The 21,159-nt window shown below is 37.5% G+C and carries 25 protein-coding genes, 5 tRNA genes and 1 pseudogene; 25 read left to right on the top strand and 6 right to left on the bottom strand.

Annotated features, from left to right (window positions below):
• Positions 1 to 11 precede the first annotated feature (11 nt).
• The 10 genes from HMPREF1116_RS09345 to HMPREF1116_RS09300 all read left to right on the top strand — a co-directional run bounded on the left by HMPREF1116_RS09345 (position 12) and on the right by HMPREF1116_RS09300 (position 5,123).
• Positions 12 to 1,979, top strand: a complete 1,968-nt coding sequence (locus HMPREF1116_RS09345) for a peptide ABC transporter substrate-binding protein (RefSeq protein WP_000850450.1) — start codon at positions 12 to 14, stop codon at positions 1,977 to 1,979.
• A 34-nt stretch (positions 1,980 to 2,013) separates the two neighbouring features.
• Positions 2,014 to 2,703 (top strand): DUF969 domain-containing protein, encoded by a 690-nt coding sequence (locus tag HMPREF1116_RS09340; RefSeq protein ID WP_000454775.1) that lies wholly within the window; start codon positions 2,014 to 2,016, stop codon positions 2,701 to 2,703.
• Positions 2,700 to 3,623: a DUF979 domain-containing protein gene (locus HMPREF1116_RS09335; protein WP_000181680.1), complete on the top strand. Its 924-nt coding sequence runs from the start codon at positions 2,700 to 2,702 to the stop codon at positions 3,621 to 3,623. Before HMPREF1116_RS09340 ends, HMPREF1116_RS09335 begins: the two co-directional genes overlap by 4 nt.
• A gap of 13 nt (positions 3,624 to 3,636) precedes the next feature.
• Positions 3,637 to 4,281 (top strand): pyroglutamyl-peptidase I, encoded by a 645-nt coding sequence (gene pcp / locus HMPREF1116_RS09330; protein ID WP_000699367.1) that lies wholly within the window; start codon positions 3,637 to 3,639, stop codon positions 4,279 to 4,281.
• A 135-nt stretch (positions 4,282 to 4,416) separates the two neighbouring features.
• On the top strand, positions 4,417 to 4,647 hold the full coding sequence (locus HMPREF1116_RS09325; RefSeq protein WP_000037108.1) for a DUF2969 domain-containing protein: 231 nt from the start codon (positions 4,417 to 4,419) through the stop codon (positions 4,645 to 4,647).
• A 49-nt stretch (positions 4,648 to 4,696) separates the two neighbouring features.
• Positions 4,697 to 4,777, top strand: a tRNA-Tyr gene (locus tag HMPREF1116_RS09320).
• An 11-nt stretch (positions 4,778 to 4,788) separates the two neighbouring features.
• Positions 4,789 to 4,859: transfer RNA gene (locus tag HMPREF1116_RS09315), tRNA-Trp, on the top strand.
• A gap of 13 nt (positions 4,860 to 4,872) precedes the next feature.
• Positions 4,873 to 4,945 (top strand) — tRNA-His (locus HMPREF1116_RS09310).
• A gap of 13 nt (positions 4,946 to 4,958) precedes the next feature.
• Positions 4,959 to 5,030, top strand: a tRNA-Gln gene (locus tag HMPREF1116_RS09305).
• Positions 5,031 to 5,039: 9 nt separating this feature from the next.
• Positions 5,040 to 5,123: transfer RNA gene (locus HMPREF1116_RS09300), tRNA-Leu, on the top strand.
• 74 nt (positions 5,124 to 5,197) lie between these two features.
• Here HMPREF1116_RS09300 and HMPREF1116_RS09295 read toward each other — a convergent pair.
• The 5 genes from HMPREF1116_RS09295 to HMPREF1116_RS09275 are packed head-to-tail and all read right to left on the bottom strand — an operon-like array spanning position 5,198 to position 8,688.
• Entirely contained in the window at positions 5,198 to 6,331 is a 1,134-nt protein-coding gene (locus HMPREF1116_RS09295) for a tyrosine-type recombinase/integrase (RefSeq protein ID WP_000155506.1), read from the bottom strand.
• A gap of 3 nt (positions 6,332 to 6,334) precedes the next feature.
• Positions 6,335 to 6,529, bottom strand: coding sequence for a DUF3173 domain-containing protein (locus tag HMPREF1116_RS09290; RefSeq protein ID WP_000598356.1), 195 nt, complete (start codon positions 6,527 to 6,529; stop codon positions 6,335 to 6,337).
• A gap of 59 nt (positions 6,530 to 6,588) precedes the next feature.
• Positions 6,589 to 6,975 carry a hypothetical protein gene (locus HMPREF1116_RS09285; protein ID WP_001096844.1) on the bottom strand — a complete coding sequence of 129 codons (387 nt, stop codon included), beginning with the start codon at positions 6,973 to 6,975 and terminating at the stop codon, positions 6,589 to 6,591.
• 2 nt (positions 6,976 to 6,977) lie between these two features.
• Entirely contained in the window at positions 6,978 to 8,174 is a 1,197-nt protein-coding gene (locus tag HMPREF1116_RS09280; RefSeq protein WP_000109701.1) for a replication initiation factor domain-containing protein, read from the bottom strand.
• Positions 8,175 to 8,214: 40 nt separating this feature from the next.
• The gene (locus tag HMPREF1116_RS09275; RefSeq protein ID WP_000182280.1) at positions 8,215 to 8,688 is read right to left on the bottom strand and encodes a hypothetical protein; all 474 of its coding nucleotides are present in this window, start codon (positions 8,686 to 8,688) and stop codon (positions 8,215 to 8,217) included.
• Positions 8,689 to 9,008: 320 nt separating this feature from the next.
• Between HMPREF1116_RS09275 and HMPREF1116_RS09270 the strand changes: the two genes are divergently transcribed.
• Both HMPREF1116_RS09270 and HMPREF1116_RS12520 read left to right on the top strand, forming a co-directional pair.
• On the top strand, positions 9,009 to 9,461 hold the full coding sequence (locus HMPREF1116_RS09270; protein ID WP_000482950.1) for a helix-turn-helix domain-containing protein: 453 nt from the start codon (positions 9,009 to 9,011) through the stop codon (positions 9,459 to 9,461).
• A 125-nt stretch (positions 9,462 to 9,586) separates the two neighbouring features.
• Positions 9,587 to 9,691: pseudogene (locus HMPREF1116_RS12520) on the top strand (IS30 family transposase); the annotation flags it as partial.
• Between the two features lie 132 nt (positions 9,692 to 9,823).
• Here the strand turns inward: HMPREF1116_RS12520 and HMPREF1116_RS09265 are convergent.
• Entirely contained in the window at positions 9,824 to 10,279 is a 456-nt protein-coding gene (locus HMPREF1116_RS09265; protein ID WP_000968642.1) for a hypothetical protein, read from the bottom strand.
• Positions 10,280 to 10,751: 472 nt separating this feature from the next.
• On the opposite strand from HMPREF1116_RS09265, the gene nagA reads away from it, so the two are divergent.
• The 13 genes from nagA to HMPREF1116_RS09205 form a co-directional block, all read left to right on the top strand.
• Complete coding sequence (gene nagA, locus HMPREF1116_RS09260) at positions 10,752 to 11,903, top strand: N-acetylglucosamine-6-phosphate deacetylase (RefSeq protein WP_001127315.1); 1,152 nt, start codon at positions 10,752 to 10,754, stop codon at positions 11,901 to 11,903.
• 139 nt (positions 11,904 to 12,042) lie between these two features.
• On the top strand, positions 12,043 to 13,101 hold the full coding sequence (locus tag HMPREF1116_RS09255) for a zinc-dependent alcohol dehydrogenase family protein (RefSeq protein WP_000649456.1): 1,059 nt from the start codon (positions 12,043 to 12,045) through the stop codon (positions 13,099 to 13,101).
• Positions 13,102 to 13,238: 137 nt separating this feature from the next.
• Positions 13,239 to 13,616 (top strand): DUF1033 family protein, encoded by a 378-nt coding sequence (locus HMPREF1116_RS09250; protein WP_007555701.1) that lies wholly within the window; start codon positions 13,239 to 13,241, stop codon positions 13,614 to 13,616.
• Between the two features lie 57 nt (positions 13,617 to 13,673).
• Positions 13,674 to 14,615: a competence type IV pilus ATPase ComGA gene (gene comGA, locus HMPREF1116_RS09245; RefSeq protein ID WP_000250884.1), complete on the top strand. Its 942-nt coding sequence runs from the start codon at positions 13,674 to 13,676 to the stop codon at positions 14,613 to 14,615.
• Positions 14,536 to 15,579 (top strand): competence type IV pilus assembly protein ComGB, encoded by a 1,044-nt coding sequence (gene comGB, locus HMPREF1116_RS09240; protein ID WP_261675677.1) that lies wholly within the window; start codon positions 14,536 to 14,538, stop codon positions 15,577 to 15,579. Before comGA ends, comGB begins: the two co-directional genes overlap by 80 nt.
• Positions 15,580 to 15,903, top strand: coding sequence for a competence type IV pilus major pilin ComGC (gene comGC / locus HMPREF1116_RS09235; RefSeq protein ID WP_000738601.1), 324 nt, complete (start codon positions 15,580 to 15,582; stop codon positions 15,901 to 15,903).
• Complete coding sequence (gene comGD, locus HMPREF1116_RS09230) at positions 15,866 to 16,300, top strand: competence type IV pilus minor pilin ComGD (RefSeq protein ID WP_033586838.1); 435 nt, start codon at positions 15,866 to 15,868, stop codon at positions 16,298 to 16,300. Before comGC ends, comGD begins: the two co-directional genes overlap by 38 nt.
• Positions 16,263 to 16,565, top strand: a complete 303-nt coding sequence (gene comGE, locus HMPREF1116_RS09225; protein ID WP_000440497.1) for a competence type IV pilus minor pilin ComGE — start codon at positions 16,263 to 16,265, stop codon at positions 16,563 to 16,565. The genes comGD and comGE overlap by 38 nt, the downstream gene beginning before the upstream one ends.
• The gene (comGF, locus tag HMPREF1116_RS0102380) at positions 16,528 to 16,989 is read left to right on the top strand and encodes a competence type IV pilus minor pilin ComGF (RefSeq protein WP_000421119.1); all 462 of its coding nucleotides are present in this window, start codon (positions 16,528 to 16,530) and stop codon (positions 16,987 to 16,989) included. Before comGE ends, comGF begins: the two co-directional genes overlap by 38 nt.
• On the top strand, positions 16,967 to 17,401 hold the full coding sequence (gene comGG / locus HMPREF1116_RS09220; RefSeq protein WP_000265637.1) for a competence type IV pilus minor pilin ComGG: 435 nt from the start codon (positions 16,967 to 16,969) through the stop codon (positions 17,399 to 17,401). Before comGF ends, comGG begins: the two co-directional genes overlap by 23 nt.
• Positions 17,402 to 17,510: 109 nt before the next feature.
• Positions 17,511 to 18,212 (top strand): histidine phosphatase family protein, encoded by a 702-nt coding sequence (locus HMPREF1116_RS09215; RefSeq protein ID WP_000100016.1) that lies wholly within the window; start codon positions 17,511 to 17,513, stop codon positions 18,210 to 18,212.
• Positions 18,213 to 18,403: 191 nt separating this feature from the next.
• Complete coding sequence (locus HMPREF1116_RS09210) at positions 18,404 to 20,110, top strand: ABC transporter ATP-binding protein (RefSeq protein WP_000898795.1); 1,707 nt, start codon at positions 18,404 to 18,406, stop codon at positions 20,108 to 20,110.
• A gap of 1 nt (position 20,111) precedes the next feature.
• The coding region (locus HMPREF1116_RS09205) for an ABC transporter permease (RefSeq protein WP_000846450.1) at positions 20,112 to 21,159 on the top strand (1,048 nt) is incomplete at its 3' end.

Below are 21,159 nucleotides of genomic sequence, written 5' to 3'. Positions count from 1 at the left end.
AGGAGTTCTTTATGAAAACGAAAAAGTGGATGTTAACAGCAGGAGTGGTCCTGAGTACAGCAGTTCTTCTTGTAGCTTGTGGGAAAGCTGACAAGGAAGCAGATGCGCCTACAACTTTCTCTTATGTCTATGGAGTAGATCCATCATCTTTGGACTACAGTATCGCAACTCGTACTTCAACAACTGATATCATCGGTAACGTCGTTGATGGTTTGTTGGAAAACGATGAATATGGGAATTTGATTCCTTCCCTCGCTGAGGATTGGAGTGTCTCACAAGACGGTTTGACTTATACTTATAAACTTCGTAAAGGGGTTAAATGGTATACTTCAGAAGGTGAAGAATACTCTGAAGTAACTGCGCATGACTTTGTTACTGGTTTGAAACACGTAGCAGATGGCAAATCAGACGGTGTCACTCTTATTCAAAACTCAATCAAGGGCTTGAATGAATATATGACTGGTGAGACTAACGACTTCTCAACAGTTGGGGTTAAGGCGTTGGACGATTACACTGTCCAGTACACTCTAAACGCACCTGAAACTTTCTGGAATTCAAAAGTAACTTCAGCAACTATGTTGCCAGTAAATGAAGAATTCCTCAAAGCATCAGGTAAGAATTACGGAACGGTCAGCCCTGCTGGTATTCTTTATAACGGTCCGTATATCTTGAAGACATTGACTTCAAAATCTTTAATTGAATACGAAAAGAATCCAAATTATTGGGATAAAGAGAAAGTTAAAATCGAGAAGGTTAAATTGACCTACTATGATGGTTCAGACCAAGAATCATTGATCCGTAGCTTCTCTTCAGGTGTTTACACAACAGCTCGCCTCTTCCCAAGTAGCTCAAACTTTGCCTCAACTTTGGAACAATACGGAGATAAAATTACATACAGCCCACAGGATTCAACTAGTTACTACTTTACCTTTAACGTAAACCGTCAATCTTTCAATAAGACTGCGAAAACAAGTGAAGAACAGAAAACTTCTACAAAAGAAGCAATGTTGAACAAGGACTTCCGTCAAGCAATCAACTTTGCCTTCAACCGTCATTCTTATGCTGCACAGCTCAATGGTGAAGATGGTGCGGACAAGATTATTCGTAATAGCTTAGTACCAGACAATTTCGTTCAATCTGGTGGTAAAAACTTTGGTGATATCGCTCAAAAAGAATTGGTCAACTATGGAGACCAATGGAAAGGTGTTGAGCTCGTTGACGGAAAAGATACCATCTACAATCCTGACAAAGCCAAAGCTTCATTTGAAAAAGCTAAGAAAGAATTGGAAGCAAAAGGTGTAACCTTCCCAATTCACTTGGATGTTCCAGTTGAACAGACAGATACCATTGCCGTTCAACAAAGCAATTCCTTTAAACAATCAATCGAATCAACTCTTGGTTCTGAAAATGTCGTTATCGATGTTCTTCAAATGACTGATAACGAGAAGGAAAGCATTACATCTCAAGCACGTGTTCCTGCTCAAAAAGACTATGACTTGAATAGTACTGGATGGGCGCCAAGCTACCAAGACCCAGCAAGTTATCTCAATATCATGGATCCTAAAACTGGTTCTGCTATGAAACACCTTGGTATCACTAAAGGAAAAGACAAAGAAGTAGTAGCTCAACTAGGTTTGGATGAATATAAGAAACTCCTTGATGATGCAGTTTCTGAGACAAACGACTTGGACAAGAGATATGAAAAATATGCTAAAGCTCAAGCATGGCTCACTGATAGTTCTCTCTTGATGCCAACAGCTTCATCAGGTGGTTCACCAGTCGTCAGCAACATTGTTCCTTTCTCTAAACCATACTCACAAGTTGGTATTAAGGGTGATCCATACATCTTCAAGGGAATGAAATTGCAAAAAGAGATTGTATCTGCTAAAGAATACCAAGCAGCTCTTGAAAAATGGCAAAAAGAAAAATTGGAATCAAACAATAAATACCAAAAAGAATTAGAAAGTCATGTCAAATAAAACAGACTAGTACTTTTGGAATAAAGGGGCCTATATGGAATGGATTAAACTAATAGGGATAGTTATCATTGTGGTTGGTTTTATCTATAAATTAGATACCATTGCAACGGTAGTCTTAGCTAGTTTAGTTACCGCTCTAGTTTCTGGAGTTTCTCTTGTTGAGTTCTTGGAAATTTTGGGAAAAGAATTTAGTAATCAACGAGTTCTTACGATTTTTATGGTAACCTTGCCACTGGTAGGTTTATCTGAAACTTTTGGCCTCAAGCAACGTTCGATTGACTTGATTCAAAAGATAAAGGGACTAACAGTTGGAAGTTTTTATACAGTGTATTTCTTTTTTCGGGAACTCGATGGTTTCTTTGCCATTCGTCTTGGAGGACATCCGCAGTTTGTAAGGCCTTTGGTTCAACCCATGGGACAAGCAGCAGCAGAGTCTCAATTAGGTAGAAAATTAACGGAGCAGGAGAGCGAAGCGCTAAAAGCGCGTGCAGCAGCAAATGATAATTTTGCAAATTTCTTTGCTCAAAACACTTTCGTTGGTGCAGGTGGTGTCCTCTTGATAGGGGGCACACTGGACCAATTAGGTTACGAAAGTAATTATGCAGGAATTGCTTCAGCTTCGCTTATAGTTGCAGGAATTGCCCTATTTATAGTTGGGATTTACAATTACCTGTTTGATAGAAAACTGCTAGCAAATAAGGTTAGTAAAGGGAAAGAAGAATGACCAATATAGCAAGACAGTTATTAGAGTTGACCTATATTGTGATTGGTTGTCAATTCCTTCATACAGCTTATTGTAGCTATAAAGATAAAACAAACCCAGTTCGCTTTGGAACGGCTGGGTTTTGGGCTTTATTGGGCATCAGTTTTATCGGTGGTTCCTATCTACCTTCTGTCTGTATTGGAGTTATCGTAGTGCTATTAGCCCTGCTAACTCTCTTTAAACAGGTTCGTATCGGCACCTTACCGTCTCTGGATGAAGTCAAGGCAAATATTGAAGCTAAACGACTAAAGAATAAAATTTTTATTCCAGTCGTGTTAATGGCTTTGATTGCTTTGGTATTAGCAAAAATGATCCCTGAGTTTAGTAAGATTGCTATCAGTCTTGCTGCATTTTTCGCAACCATTTCACTTTTATTGATTACTAAGAGTTCTCCTAGAAGTTTGTTAGCAGAAAACAATCGCATGGTGCAACAAGTTTCAACCAGTGGGATTGTGCCTCAACTTTTAGGTGCTTTAGGGGCAATATTTACCGTAGCAGGAGTTGGAGACCTGATTTCTCATTTGATAAGTGGTCTAATTCCTTCGGGTAGTCGTTTTATGGGTGTGGTAGCTTATGTCCTTGGGATGGTTTTATTCTCCATGATAATGGGTAACGCCTTTGCTGCCTTTACTGTTATTACTGCTGGAATTGGAGTTCCCTTTGTATTTGCCTTGGGAGCTGATCCAATCGTGGCTGCAGCTCTAGCAATGACGGCAGGTTGCTGTGGAACCTTATTGACTCCAATGGCGGCTAACTTTAATGCTTTACCGGCAGCTCTCCTGGATATGAAAGATCCAAATGGGGTTATCAAAGCGCAAGTAGGAGTAGCTGTTATCATGATCATCCTACATATATTTTTGATGTACTTTTTGGCATTTTAGCAAAGGAAATAAAATGAAAATATTAGTAACAGGTTTTGAGCCTTTCGGTGGTGAAAAGGTCAATCCAGCCTTGGAAGCTGTTAAATTATTACCGAAAGAAATTCATGGAGCTGAAATTCATTGGGTAGAAATCCCAACGGTATTTTATCGATCAGCAGAGGTTTTAGAAGCAGAAATTGAACGATATCAGCCAGATGCGGTGCTTTGCATTGGACAAGCAGGAGGAAGAGCTAGTCTAACTCCTGAGAGAGTCGCCATCAACCAAGATGATGCTAGAATTCCAGATAACCAAGGAAATCAGCCGATAGACACACCTATACGCCTGGACGGTCAAGCTGCCTATTTTAGCACACTCCCTATTAAGGCAATGGTTCAAGCGATTAAAGAGGAAGGGTTGCCAGCTACAGTGTCCAATACAGCAGGAACCTTTGTTTGTAATCATCTGATGTATCAGGCTCTCTATTTAGCGGATAAAAAGTTTCCAAATATGAGAGCAGGTTTTATGCATATTCCCTATATGACAGAACAGGTGATTAATAAATCTAATACAGCTTCTATGAATTTAACTGATATCGTCAGAGGTATCCAAACTGCGATTGGTGCTATCGTAGATTATAAAGATAAGGACATAAAATTAGTGGGTGGGACAACCCACTAACAATGAGCCTTCCCTAGATTAAAAACTTAGATTTTGTCACAAAAACTCTTTCTCAAGATTAGCTTGGTAAAGAGTTTTTTTCTTGCCAGTTTTTTAAATTTCTTGTACAATAGGAAGAGTGAAAAGAGGTATCGTATGAGTAAAAAAGATAAAAAAATTGAAATTCAATTAACAGACGCAACTGTTTTAGTTGGTAAGGAAAAGTATGAAGGGTATACTTTAACGATTGGTAAAAAGGTTATTGGTGAAATTGCTGAACTAGATAATCAATTTGCAATCATAAAGAATGGAAATGTCGATAGTTTTTATAAAAAACTTGAAAAAGCTGTGGAAATTTTGATTGAAAACTATAATTTAGCAAAATAAAGCTTGTTTTTTGTAATTTTTCATGATATAATAGTTTTTGTTGAACATTGGAGAGATAGCGAAGAGGCTAAACGCGGCGGACTGTAAATCCGCTCCTTCGGGTTCGGGGGTTCGAATCCCTCCCCTTCCATAACCTTAACTACGGGCATAGTTTAAAGGTAGAACTAAGGTCTCCAAAACCTTCAGTGTGGGTTCAATTCCTACTGCCCGTGTTTTAAAATTATGGCGGGTGTGGTGAAGTGGTTAACACACCAGATTGTGGCTCTGGCATGCGTGGGTTCGATCCCCATCACTCGCCTATTTTATATTATTGGGGTATAGCCAAGCGGTAAGGCAAGGGACTTTGACTCCCTCATGCGTTGGTTCGAATCCAGCTACCCCAGTTACTATTTGCCGGCGTGGCGGAATTGGCAGACGCGCTGGACTCAAAATCCAGTGTCCGCAAGGACGTGCCGGTTCGACCCCGGCCGCCGGTATAGTATTAAAGACAAGGTTTTCGGACCTTGTCTTTTTTTCTTTGTTGTGTGCCGAGTTACCAATTTTTTCCATTTTAAAATAAATCATCAAGTTTATTAGCCAATGTTTTCTGTTTGCTAGGGTACAAATGAGAATAAGTATCAATTGTTGTTGTAATAGATGCGTGTCCTAATCTTTCTTTGACAATAAGATAATCTTCTCCTTGATTTATAAGTAATGATGCATGAGAGTGTCTCAAATCATGAATTCTTATTTTCTTTAAATCTTTATCCCTTTCTAGTATTTGCTTAAACTTTTTATCAATCATATTTTTCGTAATTGTTATTGGTGTACTCTGTATTATTTGTAGTTCGTCTGTATTTTTCGTAAATTCCTTAAGTTTTTCTTTTTGTTTTACTTTCCAATCTTTTAGCATTTCTGCTAATTTCTGATTTATTGTTATATTTCTAGTTCCTGATCGTGTTTTTGTTGTATTAATGTAGCTTGTATTATTGACAAAGTATACTGTTTTGGTAACGTAAATCGTATTTGTTAAAAGATTTATATCATTCCAGTTCAATGCGAGGATTTCTCCCATTCTCATTCCAGTAAAGAAGGCAATTATGAAAAACAGGTCATAGCTTATTTCATCATCTTGAATAAGTCCTCTAAATCTCGTGAATTCTTCTATACTCCAAAATTTAATATCAGGCTTCCTAATTGGTAATTTTCTCAGATTCTCAACAGGATTTTTATCAATGAGGGATTTTCTTATACCAGTATCAAAAATTTTTTTAAGTAGAATTAGAATTTTATTAATTGTATTGTAACTTAATGTTTCATTTTCATTTTGTTTTTTAGTTTTTGTTTTTAGGTATTCACGAAATTCGAATATATGGTCATACGTTAATTTATTTAAATTTGTATTTTTAAAATAAGGCTTAATATGACGCTCATAATTGTTTCTTTGTGTACTTGTATAGCTTATTTTTCTGCCATTTTTCAGATCATCTTCTTCAAGTAAGTCGAATAACATATCTGTTGTTACTACAAAGTCAAATTGTTTTTCTTTTAATTCTACAACTCTAATATGTTGTTCAAGTTCTAGGGCTTCCTTTTTAGATTTTAATCCTTTACGAATAATACGTATTCTTTTTTGTGTGACTGGGTGGAAACCGTTAGAAACATCAACGGTCCATTTACCACTTTTAGTTTTTCGAATAGTCATTCATTATGCTTCTTTCTGGAGTTCAATTCCTAGTAGTTCTTCAGCAACACTAGCTGGAATTGTACCAATTCGTTTGTTATCGTAGATGTTAAAACCACGATTCACTAATAGTAATTTGCCAGTATGGATAATCTTTCTTGCAGTTCCTGGAGCAAATCCAAGTTCGATAAGGTCATCTTTCGTTACGGTTTTAATCATGTGCTCTCCTTTTCTAATTAGATTTAGTAAGGGGAGGATTAACTCCCCTTGTCTAATACTTATTTTTGTTTTACATCTACTAAATGGATAGCATCCGCCTTGTAATACATTGTCGAACTAATCATAGTAGCTTGTAAATTGTCAAATGTAACTGGTACTTGATCCATTGCCTGAATATAGTCATTATCGACTAAAGCTTCTGGATTGTCTACTGAGACTTGGGTTGATTTCTTTTTGAATTGTCCATCCTTGATTGTTACATTGTATTTCCAACCAATGATTTTATCGGTATTAAAACGTCTTTCGCTACCATCTCGGTTTTTGATAATTTCTCCGTTTGCATCTGCTCGGACTTCCGTTTCAAATTTTGGAATAACTTCATCCAATTCAAATTTTGTTCCAATGTTATTAAAATTCCAGTCATTTTGTGAAAGCATTTTTGCCATAGTTAATTTCTCCTTTTGATATTTTCTTTGATTGTAGGGATTAAATCTTCTCTTTTAAAGAAAATTACCCTTTCTATTAATCCACTTGCTAAATCTGGTGGATATTCCATATTGTTGAGTGCGAGATAGTTAGCTTTCTCATACTCATGCAGTAAGTTATTGTCGTATAAAAACTTATACGCTTTTAGAATAGCTCCTGAACCTTTATAGGTAAACCATTCTAATTTTTGTTCCAGTTCTGTTTTTGGTTTTGAAATAATGATAGAGACAGGTTTTGAGTGACCTAAAAACTTTTCCCAAGATCTCAAAGGTTTTGAGAAATGGCTATCACTATAGAATCTCACTTTTTCTTTGAGATATCCCTTGGTAAAGTTAAGAAGATCTATTTCTGAATGCAACCATTCTTGAATGAAGTAGTGAGCTTTTTCTTTCCTAAGTTCTAACTCAGTTCTTATCCAATTTTCTATATAACGCTTGCTGATACCGAGCTTCTCAGCTCGTTCTAAGCGCTTATCGTAAATTCTAAGTCTTTCATCATCATTGGGTTTTCTTAAATATAAGGTCTGACCGATCGTTTCATCTCCGTAGGTATTATAGTAGGTGCTTTTCCCATATATAAAGCGTTTCTTCTGACAAATCTTTAGAAGTTGATTAGGGGTGAAATAGGGTGTTTCATTAAAATCATCTATTGCAATATCAATTCGTCTGATTGAAAAACGATTGTAATTGTAGTAGAGGTTGTCCAGAAACTGTCTTTCGGATAGACTATTTGGATCTAATACCATATCTCTATAGAACTCGAGTGCCTGTCCTGACATGACAAGCATGTAGGACGACTCTTTAGCTCCATAGTAGATACGGATATTCCCATAATGAAGCTGGCTATCATAGTTATAGTATTTAAGGCTCCCTTTATTCTCAATAAATAGGTCATAGTCAAGAAATAGAATGTCTTCGATTATTTCTCTTGGCGAAAATTCAGTCTTATCAAACTGAATTTGAATCCAGTCAAATACAGAACGTAAATGTTCATTTTTTGCCATAAATTTTGATTCAACTTTTTGCCTAATTTTGCCACCCTTAAATTCTCCGAAACCCTTGGCAATACTGAATTCTTTCGATGGTACACCTGACTTGCAGAGGGTGGTGTTACTACACACCCTATCGGTCAAAAATGGTCCGTCCGCATCTACGCTCATTTTCGGCTTTCTGCCTCATGGCTCAGCCGAAAACTCGCTATTAGCCGAACCTATTTTTTGACCTCTTCTGAACAAACCCTAGTAAGCCGGTTTGCATCGATTCTTCAATATCTTGGATTTTCTTTTTTAGATTGGCATTCTCAATTTGTATCAGTCGTATTTCTCGCTTAAATTCCTGTTTTAAGGCGCTCAGTTCATCGTAGAGCTCATCTATTACTTGGTTTAGGGATTCTTGCTCATTGTCTGTTAGACCCCCAAATACGGCTTGTATAGCCTCTTTGAGACCTATTTCAAGTTTTAGGTTAGCTAACTTTTGAAATTGTCTAAGGTCTTCGTCTGTAAAGTCATAGGCAACTGTGTAACTTAATTGATGAGTTCTGGAATTTCTACTGATAGGAACTTTAATTTTCTTAAATTCCTTGCCACTTATCTCTTTAATCAGTTGAATCCAATTTTTAAGAGTAGAGGTAGAGTTTAGGCCAGAAATTTGATTTACTAACTCTTTATTGGTCATCTTTTTGTGAAACCTCCGAAATTATTTTGTGCAACTGAGGAGTTTTCTGTGGTATAATATGTTACATAATATGTTTTGATCTTGGAACGAACGGCACATTTGTTTCAAGATTTTTTTATTTTGTCGAATCTTACCTCCTTTATTAAATTTTTTAAATCGACTACTAATTACATACGCTTTTACCTCCTTTTATGCTATAATATTCTCAATGGAATATTTAATCTCAAAATAAATATTCCTTATGGAATAATTCTATTTTATACCGTTTAGAATATTTTGTCAAGACAAAATATACAGAATCGAATATTGAAGAGGAAACAATGTTTAATAATAATTCTTTTGGAGATCGTCTTAAGGAACTGAGAAAGAGTAAGAAATTAACTCAGGTACAAGTTTCTGAGATGATTGATGTACAACAAGGTACTTATTCTCGTTGGGAAAACGGAACTTTAGAGCCTAATTTAGAAGCCGTTGTCAAATTAGCAAAATTATTTGATACCACAACAGATTACTTATTAGGAAAAACCATTTACAGTACTCTAGATGTTGTTCCACATCCAATCACTAGAATTGATTTGAAGAAGCTAAAAGGGTTTAATAAAACTGAACTAGATGATCTGAAATTTGCAATTGTCATGAATGGAATTAAAAACCATTCGACTCTACCTAAGTATTTGGATGAGCTAGTCTCTGAATATAATTTAGATGAAGAAGAGCAAGAAATATTGCATACCCTTTTTAAAGAGGTTTCTGACTATTTTAATGCAGATTGATGGTTTATTTGATTAAGTTTCAATAGGTAAAGATTAGTATATTCTTGTTGAGTGATTTTATTTTATGAAGGTTGTTTATAGTTGAAAGGGGAAAGAGTTTGACTGATATCCACTGGTAGAGAACTTCTGATGAGGCTTTGAACAAGCCCTTATATGATATCAATCACCGACAACGAAAATATTTGGCTTACAGAACTGCTTGTGAAGCTCTAGTGGATGAGTTTGAGTAAATGTTGTACTTATTCTTGCAATTTATCATTAACAAAAAGAGAGAACCGACTCAAAATCGACTCTCTCTAATCAATCACTCTAGCTAATACAGTCAATAAATTTAAAATTCATTTTTAAAAAACTAATTACTTCTATAATTTATTTTCACATGCAAATTTTAACTCTTGAAGATCTTTTTTTAGTAAGATAGGCAATTCACGTCTCATCATTTTCCTTAATAATAAGATAGACCAGCCACTTAAACTCTCTTGAACTACAACCTCAGAAGATCCATTTGATAATTTTTTTATATACCAATTATGAATTGCATGAGCTCCTATTGTATTACCTGTCCATCCAAAACATGCAGCTGAAGCTGTATGGATTTCGGATTTATATTTTAGACCTCCTGATTTCCATTCAAATTTTGCCCCCTCTTGAATGTGAGATGCTAATAATTTTATTTCTGAAATTCCATTACGCCAGTTATGCCAATTATTGATTTCAGATAATACTGCCATAATTTTATCTCTTTCTGCATGAATAATTATATGTTCTTCAGCAAAAACAAGTGCATTAAAATCACATACTACATTAAAGTCCATCATATCTAGTGCCACCTCTCTATTTAAATTAATTTCAATCAATAGTCATTTTGATGATTGACTTATATTATAGCAATTATTTTAAAAATAGTGAAGAATATAATTAAGATAGCGAGATTCTCTGATGATGATCTTAGGACGATAAGTTATGGAGTGTTACCAAAAAGTTACTAAAATTTGAAAAATGAGTCTATTTTGCAAGATTCAAAAGTCCCAAAACCCTATTAAATCAAGGATATAAGATTTAAAAAGTGTATTCATAGAACTCAAAATCCAGTGTCCGCAAGGACGTGCCGGTTCGACCCCGGCCGCCGGTATAGTATTAAAGACAAGGTTTTTGGATCTTGTCTTTTTTGTTGAATAATTTATTAAAATTTCACTAAAAAAGGTCTATACCATTTACAAATTGTTTTGAAAGGTTTATAATGTAATTGACATAATAAATAGTAGATTATTTCTTAAGGGGGTTATCATTATGCCTAAGTATATTAAAGCTGATCAATTTTTCTATCCACATGGTATTCGTCGTGGAGGTTATTTGGAACTTATTGATGGTAAGTTTGGTAAGCATGTTGAAGAGATTTCTGGGGATGCTGAAATTTTAGATTATTCTGGTTATAGCATCGCACCTGGTCTCGTTGATACACATATTCACGGTTTTGGTGGTGTGGATGTTATGGATAATAATATCGAAGGTACACTTCATACGGTGAGTGAAGGTCTTCTTAGCACAGGTGTTACTAGTTTCCTACCAACTACACTAACTTCATCATACGAACAATTGCTGGCTGTTACTGAAAACATTGGTGCACGCTATCAAGAAGCATCTGGTGCTAAGATTCGTGGTATTTATTTTGAAGGACCTTACTTCACCGAAGAATTTAAGGGGGCTCAAAATCCTGCCTATATGAAAGATCCACGTATGGATGAGTTCCGCGCTTGGCAGAAGGCTGCTAATGGTCTTCTTAATAAAATTGCTCTTGCACCTGAACGTGATGGGGTTGAGGACTTTGTACGTACTATTACTGGTGAAGGTGTAACTGTTGCTCTGGGTCACTCTAATGCTACATTTGATGAAGCTAAAAAAGCTGTTGATGCCGGAGCTAGTGTATGGGTTCACGCCTATAATGGAATGCGTGGCTTAACACACCGCGAACTTGGAATGGTTGGTGCTATGTATGAGTTACCACATACTTATGCAGAATTGATTTGTGATGGTCATCACGTGGATCCTAAGGCTTGCGAAATTCTTCTTAAACAAAAGGGAACTGAAAATATTGCCCTTATCACTGACTGTATGACAGCAGGTGGTTTGCAAGATGGAGATTATATGTTAGGTGAATTTCCGGTTGTAGTTGCAAATGGAACTGCTCGCCTTAAATCTACAGGTAACTTGGCAGGATCCATTCTCAAACTTAAAGATGGTTTGAAAAATGTCGTTGAGTGGGGAATTGCAAATCCTCATGAGGCAGTCATGATGGCTAGTCTGAACCCAGCTAAATCAGTTCATATCGATGACGTCTGTGGACAAATTCGTGAAGGCTACGATGCAGACTTTATCGTGTTAGATAAAGATTTGGAATTAGTAGCAACTTATCTAGATGGTGAAAAACGTTATCAAGCATAATCTAAAAAGTAGAAACGATTTTCGTTTCTTCTTTTTTTAAATAAATTTGTTATTTATTTCACAAATTACTTGATTTTTATATTGAAAAGGCTTACAATCATGATATAAATAATACAAATAAAAAAGCGGAGGATTGCTTATGAAAGCTTATACTTACGTTAAACCAGGCCTTGCGTCATTTGTTGATGTTGACAAACCAGTTATTCGTAAGCCAACAGATGCTATTGTGCGTATCGTTAAGACTACTATTTGTGGTACAGACCTTCATATTATTAAAGGGGATGTTCCTGCTTGTAAGAGTGGAACTATCCTAGGACATGAAGGAATTGGTATTGTAGAGGAAGTCGGAGCAGGAGTTTCAAACTTCAAAAAGGGTGATAAGGTTTTGATTTCTTGCGTTTGTGCATGTGGCAAGTGTTACTATTGTAAAAAAGGAATCTATGCTCACTGTGAAGACGAGGGTGGATGGATTTTTGGACATTTGATTGACGGTATGCAAGCAGAATATCTTCGTGTGCCTCATGCTGATAATACTCTTTATCATACTCCAGCTGACTTGTCTGATGAAGCTTTGGTTATGTTATCTGATATCTTGCCAACTGGCTATGAAATTGGTGTCTTAAAAGGGAAAGTTGAGCCTGGTTGTAGTGTAGCTATCGTTGGTTCAGGGCCAGTTGGATTGGCAGCTCTCTTGACGGCACAATTCTATTCTCCAGCTAAATTGATTATGGTGGACCTAGACGATAATCGCTTGGATACTGCAGTTTCTTTCGGTGCTACTCATAAGATTAATTCTTCAGACCCTGAAAAAGCAATTCAAGAAATTTATGATTTGACAGATGGTCGAGGTGTAGATGTCGCTATTGAGGCGGTAGGAATTCCTGCAACGTTTGATCTCTGTCAAAAGATTATCGGTGTAGACGGAACAGTAGCCAACTGTGGTGTGCATGGTAAACCAGTTCAGTTTGATTTGGACACTCTTTGGATTCGTAACATTAATGTTACTACTGGATTGGTTTCTACCAATACAACTCCTCAGCTTTTGAAAGCCTTAGAAAGTCATAAAATTGAACCTGAAAAATTGGTAACTCATTATTTCAAACTTAGTGAAATAGAAAAGGCCTATGAAGTATTTAGTAAGGCCGCCGATCATCATGCGATTAAAGTGATTATTGAAAACGATATTTCAGAAGGCTAATCTTGTTTTTAAATCCAGTTATTCGTTTTTGAATAGCTGGATTTTTTGAAAATGTTATATAATTCGTGAAAATGAGCAAAATTCTTTCATTGTTCTCAAAATTTCGCTATAATATACGGTACAAAGGAAGTTAAACTATGTATCGAGTTATAAAAATGTACGGAGATTTTGAACCGTGGTGGTTTATAGAAGGCTGGGAAGACGACGTCATTGCGAGCAAAAAATTTGATAACTATTATGATGCTTTGAAATATTATAAGTCTTGTTGGTTTGAGTTAGAAAAGGAGATTCCCCTTTACAAAAGTAGAGGAGACTTGATGACTATTTTTTGGGATCCAGAAGATAAACGCTGGTGTGAAGAATGCGATGAATTTCTTCAGCAATATCATTCCTTGGCTTTGTTGGAAGATGGTCAAGTCATTCCTGATGAAAAATTTAGACCTGGTTACGAAAAGCAGACTGGTTTAGAAATCCACCGTACTTGTCGCATAAAAAAAGAAGAAACAACTTTTTAATGAAGTTGTTTCTTCTTTTTTATATTTTCTTCGAATAATAAGAATGAGGAGGAAGATATGGTACAAACACTTGCACAAGAATTGATTACACTAGCTAAAAAACAAGGAGCTCAGGACATCTATTTTGTTCCTAAAGAAAAGTCTTATGAGCTACATATGCGAGTTGGAGATGAGAGACATTTGATTAACACCTATGACTTTGAAAAGTTGGGGGCTGTCATTAGTCATTTTAAGTTTATTGCGGGGATGAACGTTGGAGAAAAACGCCGTAGTCAGCTTGGTTCCTGTGATTATCAGCATGGAGACAAGGTTTCTTCATTACGTTTATCGACGGTGGGAGATTATCGTGGTCATGAGAGTCTAGTAATCCGACTTTTGCATGATCAAGAACAAGAGTTGCGCTTCTGGTTTCAGGACCTTATAGAACTGGAAAAGGGCTTTAGGCAACGCGGGCTTTATCTTTTTGCAGGCCCCGTAGGAAGTGGCAAAACTACTTTGATGCATGAATTAGCTAAGTCATTGTTTAAGGGACAACAGGTCATGTCCATTGAAGATCCAGTAGAAATTAAGCAAGAAGAAATGCTACAATTACAGCTCAATGAAGCTATCGGACTTAGCTATGAGAACTTGATAAAACTTTCCCTACGACATCGTCCAGATCTTTTAATCATTGGAGAAATTCGAGATAGTGAAACAGCCCGTGCCGTTGTACGAGCTAGTCTGACAGGTGTCACGGTATTCTCGACAATCCATGCCAAGAGTGTTCGTGGGGTTTATGAGCGCCTCTTAGAACTTGGTGTTAGTGAAGATGAACTTGCAGTTGTTTTACAAGGTGTTTGTTATCAGAGACTAATCGCAGGAGGAGGAATTATTGATTTTGCAAACAAAAATTACCAAGAACACCAGGCAGAAAAGTGGAATAGACAAATTGACCAGCTTCTTAAAGAAGGACATATCACTGCCCTTCAAGCTGAAACGGAGAAAATTAGCTACCAGTAAGCAGAAGAAAATCATCACACTCTTTAACAATTTATTTTCCAGTGGTTTTCATCTGGTAGAAATCATTTCCTTTTTAGATAGAAGTCTCTTGTTGGAAAAGGAATATGTATCGCAGATGCGTCTAGGGCTCTCTCAGGGAAAATCCTTCTCGGAAATGATGGGGACTTTAGGTTTTTCAAGTTCAATTGTCACGCAACTTTCCTTAGCTGAAGTTCATGGGAATCTTCATTTGAGTTTAGGGAAAATTGAGGAGTATCTTGATAATCTTGCTAAGGTCAAGAAAAAGTTAATCGAAGTTGCGACCTATCCAATCATTTTGTTAGCTTTCTTACTGCTCATTATGTTGGGGTTGCGAAATTATCTCTTGCCCCAACTGGATAGTAGTAACATAGCTACCTTAGTGATTAGCAACCTACCACAAATTTTTCTTGGGATTGTTCTAGCGTTAAGTCTAGCATCTTTAACGGGATTGGTCTTCTACAGAAAATCTAGGAAGATACAAGTCTTTTCTTTTCTAGCTAGAATCCCCTTTCTAGGTGTGTTTATTCAATATTATCTGACGGCCTATTATGCTCGGGAATGGGGCAATATGATTGGACAAGGTTTAGAGTTGTCACAGATTTTCCAGATGATGCAGGAGCAAGGCAATCCTCTTTTTAAGGAAATCGGACATGATTTATCCCTGTCCTTGCAAAATGGGTATGAATTTTCTATGGTTGTGCAGGATTATCCTTTTTTTAGAAGAGAGTTGGGACTAATCATTGAATATGGAGAGGTCAAGTCCAAGTTGGGGAGCGAATTGGAAATCTATGCGGAAAAAACTTGGGAGGCATTCTTTACTCGAGTTAATCGTACTATGAACTTAGTTCAACCCCTGGTCTTTATTTTTGTAGCTCTGCTAATCGTTTTATTGTACGCAGCTATGTTGCTGCCTATGTATCAAAATATGGAGGTAAATTTTTAGATGAAAAAAATGATGATAAAATTAAAAGAAGCTAAGGTAAAAGGGTTCACACTGGTAGAAATGCTAGTCGTATTGCTCATCATTAGTGTCCTACTCTTACTGTTTGTGCCAAACCTAACTAAGCAAAAGGATGCAGTGAATGACAAGGGGAAAGCAGCAGTCGTCAAGGTGGTAGAAAGCCAAGCTGAACTCTATACTCTAGATAAAAATGAGGATGCTAGTCTAAGTAAACTAGAGGCAGATGGACGCATCACTGCTGAGCAAGCAAAAGCCTATAAGGAATACCATGCAAAACAAAAGACAAGTCAAACAGTTGCGGATTAGGGCTTTTACTATGTTAGAAAGTTTATTGGTCTTAGGGATAGTCAGTCTGTTAGCCTTGGGTTTGTCAAGTTCAGTTCAATCAACTTTTGCGGCTGTGGAAGAACAAATTTTCTTTATGGAGTTTGAGGAACTTTATCGGGAAACTCAGAAGCGAAGTCTGGCTAGTCAGCAGAAGATCAACTTGATTTTGGAAGAGAGAAGTATTGGAAATGGCTATCAGAAATTAGCCATTCCAAAAGGAATTCAACTACAGTCCAATCAGTCAATCACCTTTGATAAGGCTGGAGGAAATTCGTCTCTTGCAAGTGTGAGATTTCAAACAAGGAAAGAAGTAGTTCGCTACCAACTATATCTAGGAAATGGAAAGATTAAACGTATTCAAGAAGCAAAAAATTAAGGCGGTTATTTTACTGGAGGCAGTGATTTCACTAGCTATTTTTGCCAGTATTGCAACCCTCTTGTTAGGGCAGATTCAAGAAAGTAGACGACAGGAAGCAAGACTATTAGAACGGGAAGAAGTTTTGCGAGTGGCTCGTATGGCTTTGCAGACTGGACAAAAGCAGTTGACTGTCAATGGGCTTACAGTTCATGTTGTCTCGAATGAGCGAGGTTTGGAGGTGTATCATGGAACTGAAAAATTACTGGCGATTCAAGATAAGTAGAGTCAGAGCTTTTACACTTTTAGAATCCCTGGTTGCTCTTATTGTGATTAGTGGGAGTTTGCTTCTTTTTCAATCTATGAGCCAACTCTTGGTTTCAGAAGTTCGCTACCAGCAGAAAAGTGAGCAAAAAGAATGGCTTTTATTTGTGGATCAGCTGGAAGCAGAGCTGAATCGAGCCCAATTTGAAAAAGTGGAGAATGATAGACTTTACCTCAAACAGGATGGGAACCCCATTTCCATGGGAAAATCAAAGTCAAATGATTTTAGAAAAACAGATGCCAGTGGACGTGGTTATCAACCCATGGTTTACGGTCTGAAATCAGCTCATATTTACAAAAACGGGCAAAATGTTCATTTTAATTTTCAGTTTGAAAAGGGACTAGAGAGGGAGTTCATCTATCGTGTGGAAAAAGAAAAAAGTTAGAGCTGGAGTTCTCCTTTACGCGGTTACTATTGCTGGAATTTTTAGTCTCTTGTTGCAGTTTTATCTAAATCGACAAGTGGCTCATCATCAGGATTATGCCCTCAATAAAGAAAAACTCCTTGCATTTGCAATGGCTGAGAGGACCTATGAAAAAGCTAGTTCTGAGAGTGGTCAGCAGTCATTTAATGCAGGAAAGACAACTTATCGTAATGACCAAAAGGGTTTTACAACGATTGTTGACACTGGGAAAAATCAATTTGAATTTCGTTTTCCACCTTTGAAAAAGACCGACGATAAGACGAAGAAAACAGAAAAAAAGTCAAAAGAAGAAAGCGAGAAGAAAAAAGAAGAGGTTAAAAAAGAGGCCACCGAGCCATCTAAAGTTGCTCCTTCAAAGAATAATAAGACATAGATTATCAGATTTATAAAATCTAGTTTAAGTGGTGATGTTGGACTCAGTGGGTTAGGACAAGGCTTTTGCACGAAATCATGCTATAATAGATACATATGGAGGACGGAAAATGTCAAGTGTAAAATTGTATCTAGTACGTCATGGGAAAACAATGTTTAATACGATTGGTCGTGCTCAAGGTTGGAGTGATACTCCACTGACAGCTGAAGGGGAACGAGGCATTCATGAATTGGGGATTGGCTTGCGTGAGTCTGGTTTAAGATTTGAGCGTGCTTATTCAAGCGACTCTGGGCGGACTATTCAGACTATGGGAATTATCCTTGAGAAACTAGGTTTAACAGGGCAAATTCCTTATCGTATGGATAAGCGAATCCGTGAATGGTGCTTTGGTAGTTTTGATGGTGCTTATGATGGGGACTTATTTATGGGGATTATTCCTCGTATTTTTAATGTCGATCATGTGCATCGTTTATCCTACGCGGAGCTAGCTGAAGGTCTGGTAGAAGTGGATACAGCAGGCTGGGCTGAAGGCTGGGAAAAACTAAGTGGGCGTATCTGGGAAGGTTTTGAAGCCATTGCTAAGGAAATGGAAGCTAATGGGGGAGGAAATGCTCTCGTAGTCAGCCATGGAATGACTATTGGAACCATTGTTTATTTAATCAACGGAATGCATCCACATGGCCTTGATAATGGAAGTGTGACGATTCTTGAGTACCAAGATGGTCAGTTCTCAGTCAAGATTGTTGGCGACCGTAGCTACCGTGAAATTGGACGAGCTAAGTTAGAAGAGCAAGCTAGTTCAAAACAATAAAAATTCTCTACTTAAATTAGAAGATGTTTTAGATGATTCAATAGAATGCTGATGTCGTCATTGCACAAGCTTGTAAGAGTTGAGTGCTTTGACAATAGCATTCTTTTTTGTTAGAATAGCATCAACATGAAAGCATAAGAAGGGACTGACAGAGTTGTCGTTCCCTTTTGTCTATCTTAGAAGGGGGAAATATGCTGTTTCAGAAAATAAAAGCCTATAAATGGCAGGCTCTAGCTTCCTTAATTATGACAGGTCTAATGGTAACGAGTTCACTCCTGCAACCGCGTTATTTGCAGGAAGTTTTGGAGGCACTGCTAACTGGTAATAATGAAGCTATTTATCATATTGGTTTTTGGTTAATCCTTGTTGCCTTGATTGGTTTGATTGCAGGTGGTATCAATGTTGTGTTAGCCGCCTATATTGCTCAAGGAGTTTCGTCAGACTTACGGGAAGATGCCTTTCGTAAGATTCAAACTTTTTCATACGCCAATATTGAGGAATTTAACGCAGGGAATCTTGTTGTTCGTATGACCAATGACATCAACCAGATTCAAAACGTCGTTATGATGACCTTCCAAATTCTCTTTCGACTACCACTTTTGTTTATCGGTTCCTTTATTCTAGCAGTTGTCACCCTACCTTCTCTATGGTGGGTGCTGGTTCTTATGGTCGTTTTGATCGTTGCTATGACAGGTCTTATGATGGGGATGATGGGACCACGCTTTGCAAAATTCCAGACCTTATTGGAGCGTATCAATGCCATTGCTAAAGAAAATTTACGTGGTGTGCGCGTGGTTAAGTCTTTTGTCCGAGAAAAAGATCAATTTAATAAGTTTACGCAAGTATCAGATGAATTGCTGGGAGAAAACCTTTATATTGGTTATGCCTTTTCTGTTATGCAACCTGCAATGATGTTGATTTCGTATGGGGCTGTTTTTCTCTCAATCTGGCTTGTAGCAGGTATGGCAGAGTCAGATCCATCAGTCGTTGGTTCCATTGCTTCATTTGTAAACTACTTGAGTCAGATTATCTTTACCATCGTTATGGTCGGATTTTTGGGGAATTCAGTCACTCGTGCCATGATTTCCCTCCGTCGTATTCGTGAAATCCTGGATACAGAACCGGCTATGACCTTCAAGGATGTGGAAGATGAAGAATTGGAAGGAAGTCTTAGTTTTGAAAATGTAACCTTCACCTATCCAAATGATGAAGAATCTATCCTAAAAGATGTATCCTTTGATATCGCAGCTGGTGAGATGGTTGGGGTTGTCGGAGCAACCGGTGCAGGTAAATCAACCTTGGCTCAGTTGATTCCACGACTGTTTGATCCTCAACAAGGTTCTATCAAGATTGGAGGAAAGGACATTCGGACAGTTAGTGAAGGGACGCTTCGCAAGACAGTCTCTATCGTCCTACAAAGAGCCATTCTCTTTAGTGGAACCATCGCAGATAATCTCAGACAAGGAAAGGGAGATGCAACAGTTTCAGAGATGGAACGCGCAGCTCGTATCGCCCAGGCGAGTGAATTTATTAGTCGTATGGACTTAGCCTTTGAAAGTCCGGTTGAGGAACGTGGAACCAACTTTTCTGGTGGACAAAAACAAAGGATGTCCATTGCGCGTGGGATTGTTAGTAATCCTAAGATTTTGATTTTTGATGATTCAACCTCCGCCCTTGATGCCAAATCAGAACGTTTGGTCCAAGAAGCCCTCAACAAGGACTTGAAGGGTACGACTACGATTATCATCGCGCAAAAAATTAGCTCTGTTGTTCATGCTGATAAAATTTTAGTGCTTGACCAAGGTCGTTTGATTGGTCAAGGTAAACACGCTGACTTGGTTGCAACAAACCCAGTCTATCGTGAAATTTACGAAACGCAAAAAGGAAAGGAGGAGTAGGATGAAGACATTTGAATTTTTTTGGAACTATTTTAAAGTTTACAAGATATCCTTTGTCGTTGTTATTGCTATGATTATCATTGCAACGGTAGCACAAGCCCTCTTTCCAGTATTTGCAGGTCAAACAGTCACAGAACTAGCCAATTTGGTTATAGCCTATCAAAATGGAAATTCAGATATGGTTTGGCAAAGTCTCTTGGGACTCCTAATTAATCTTGCTTATATTTTGATAGTTTTAGTAGTGTCGAGTCTCATCTATATGGTCTTGATGAGCAGGATTATTGCCGAATCAACAAATGAAATGCGTAAGGGACTTTTTGGCAAGCTTTCTCGCTTGACCGTCTCCTTCTTTGACCGCCATCAAGATGGTGATATCCTGTCACGTTTTACCAGTGATTTGGATAATATTCTCCAAGCTTTTAACGAAAGCCTGGTGTCTGTTATGACCAACATTGCCCTTTATATTGGCTTGCTGATTGTCATGTTTGCAAAAAATATCACCTTGGCTTTAATCACAATTGCCAGCACTCCAATAGCTGTTATCATGTTGTTCTTTATCCTGAAGCTAGCGCGGAAATATACCAACCTCCAACAAAAAGAAGTTGGGAAGCTCAATGCTTATATGGATGAGAGTATCTCTGGACAAAAAGCCGTTATCGTTCAAGGTATTCAAGAAGATGTGATTGCTGGTTTTGTCGAGCAGAATGAACGGGTTCGAAAGGCCACTTTCAAGGGCAGAATGTTTTCAGGAATTCTCTTTCCTGTTATGAACGGGATGAGCTTGGTCAATACAGCAGTAGTTATTTTTGTTGGTTCAGCTGTATTATTGAATGATCAGAGTATCGAGACAGCAACTGCACTTGGTTTGATTGTCATGTTTACTCAGTTTTCGCAACAGTATTACCAACCCATTATCCAATTAGCGGCGAGCTGGGGAAGTTTGCAACTAGCCTTTACAGGTGCAGACCGTATCCAAGAAATGTTTGATGCAGAGGAAGAAATTCGTCCTCAAGATGCTCCAGTCTTTAGCGAATTAAAAGATGGTGTGG

The sequence above is a fragment of the Streptococcus sp. SK140 genome, assembly GCF_000259525.1.
Classification (GTDB): domain Bacteria; phylum Bacillota; class Bacilli; order Lactobacillales; family Streptococcaceae; genus Streptococcus.
Note: the sequence above shows the minus strand (reverse complement) of the source record. Positions and strands in the feature narration are given on the sequence as shown.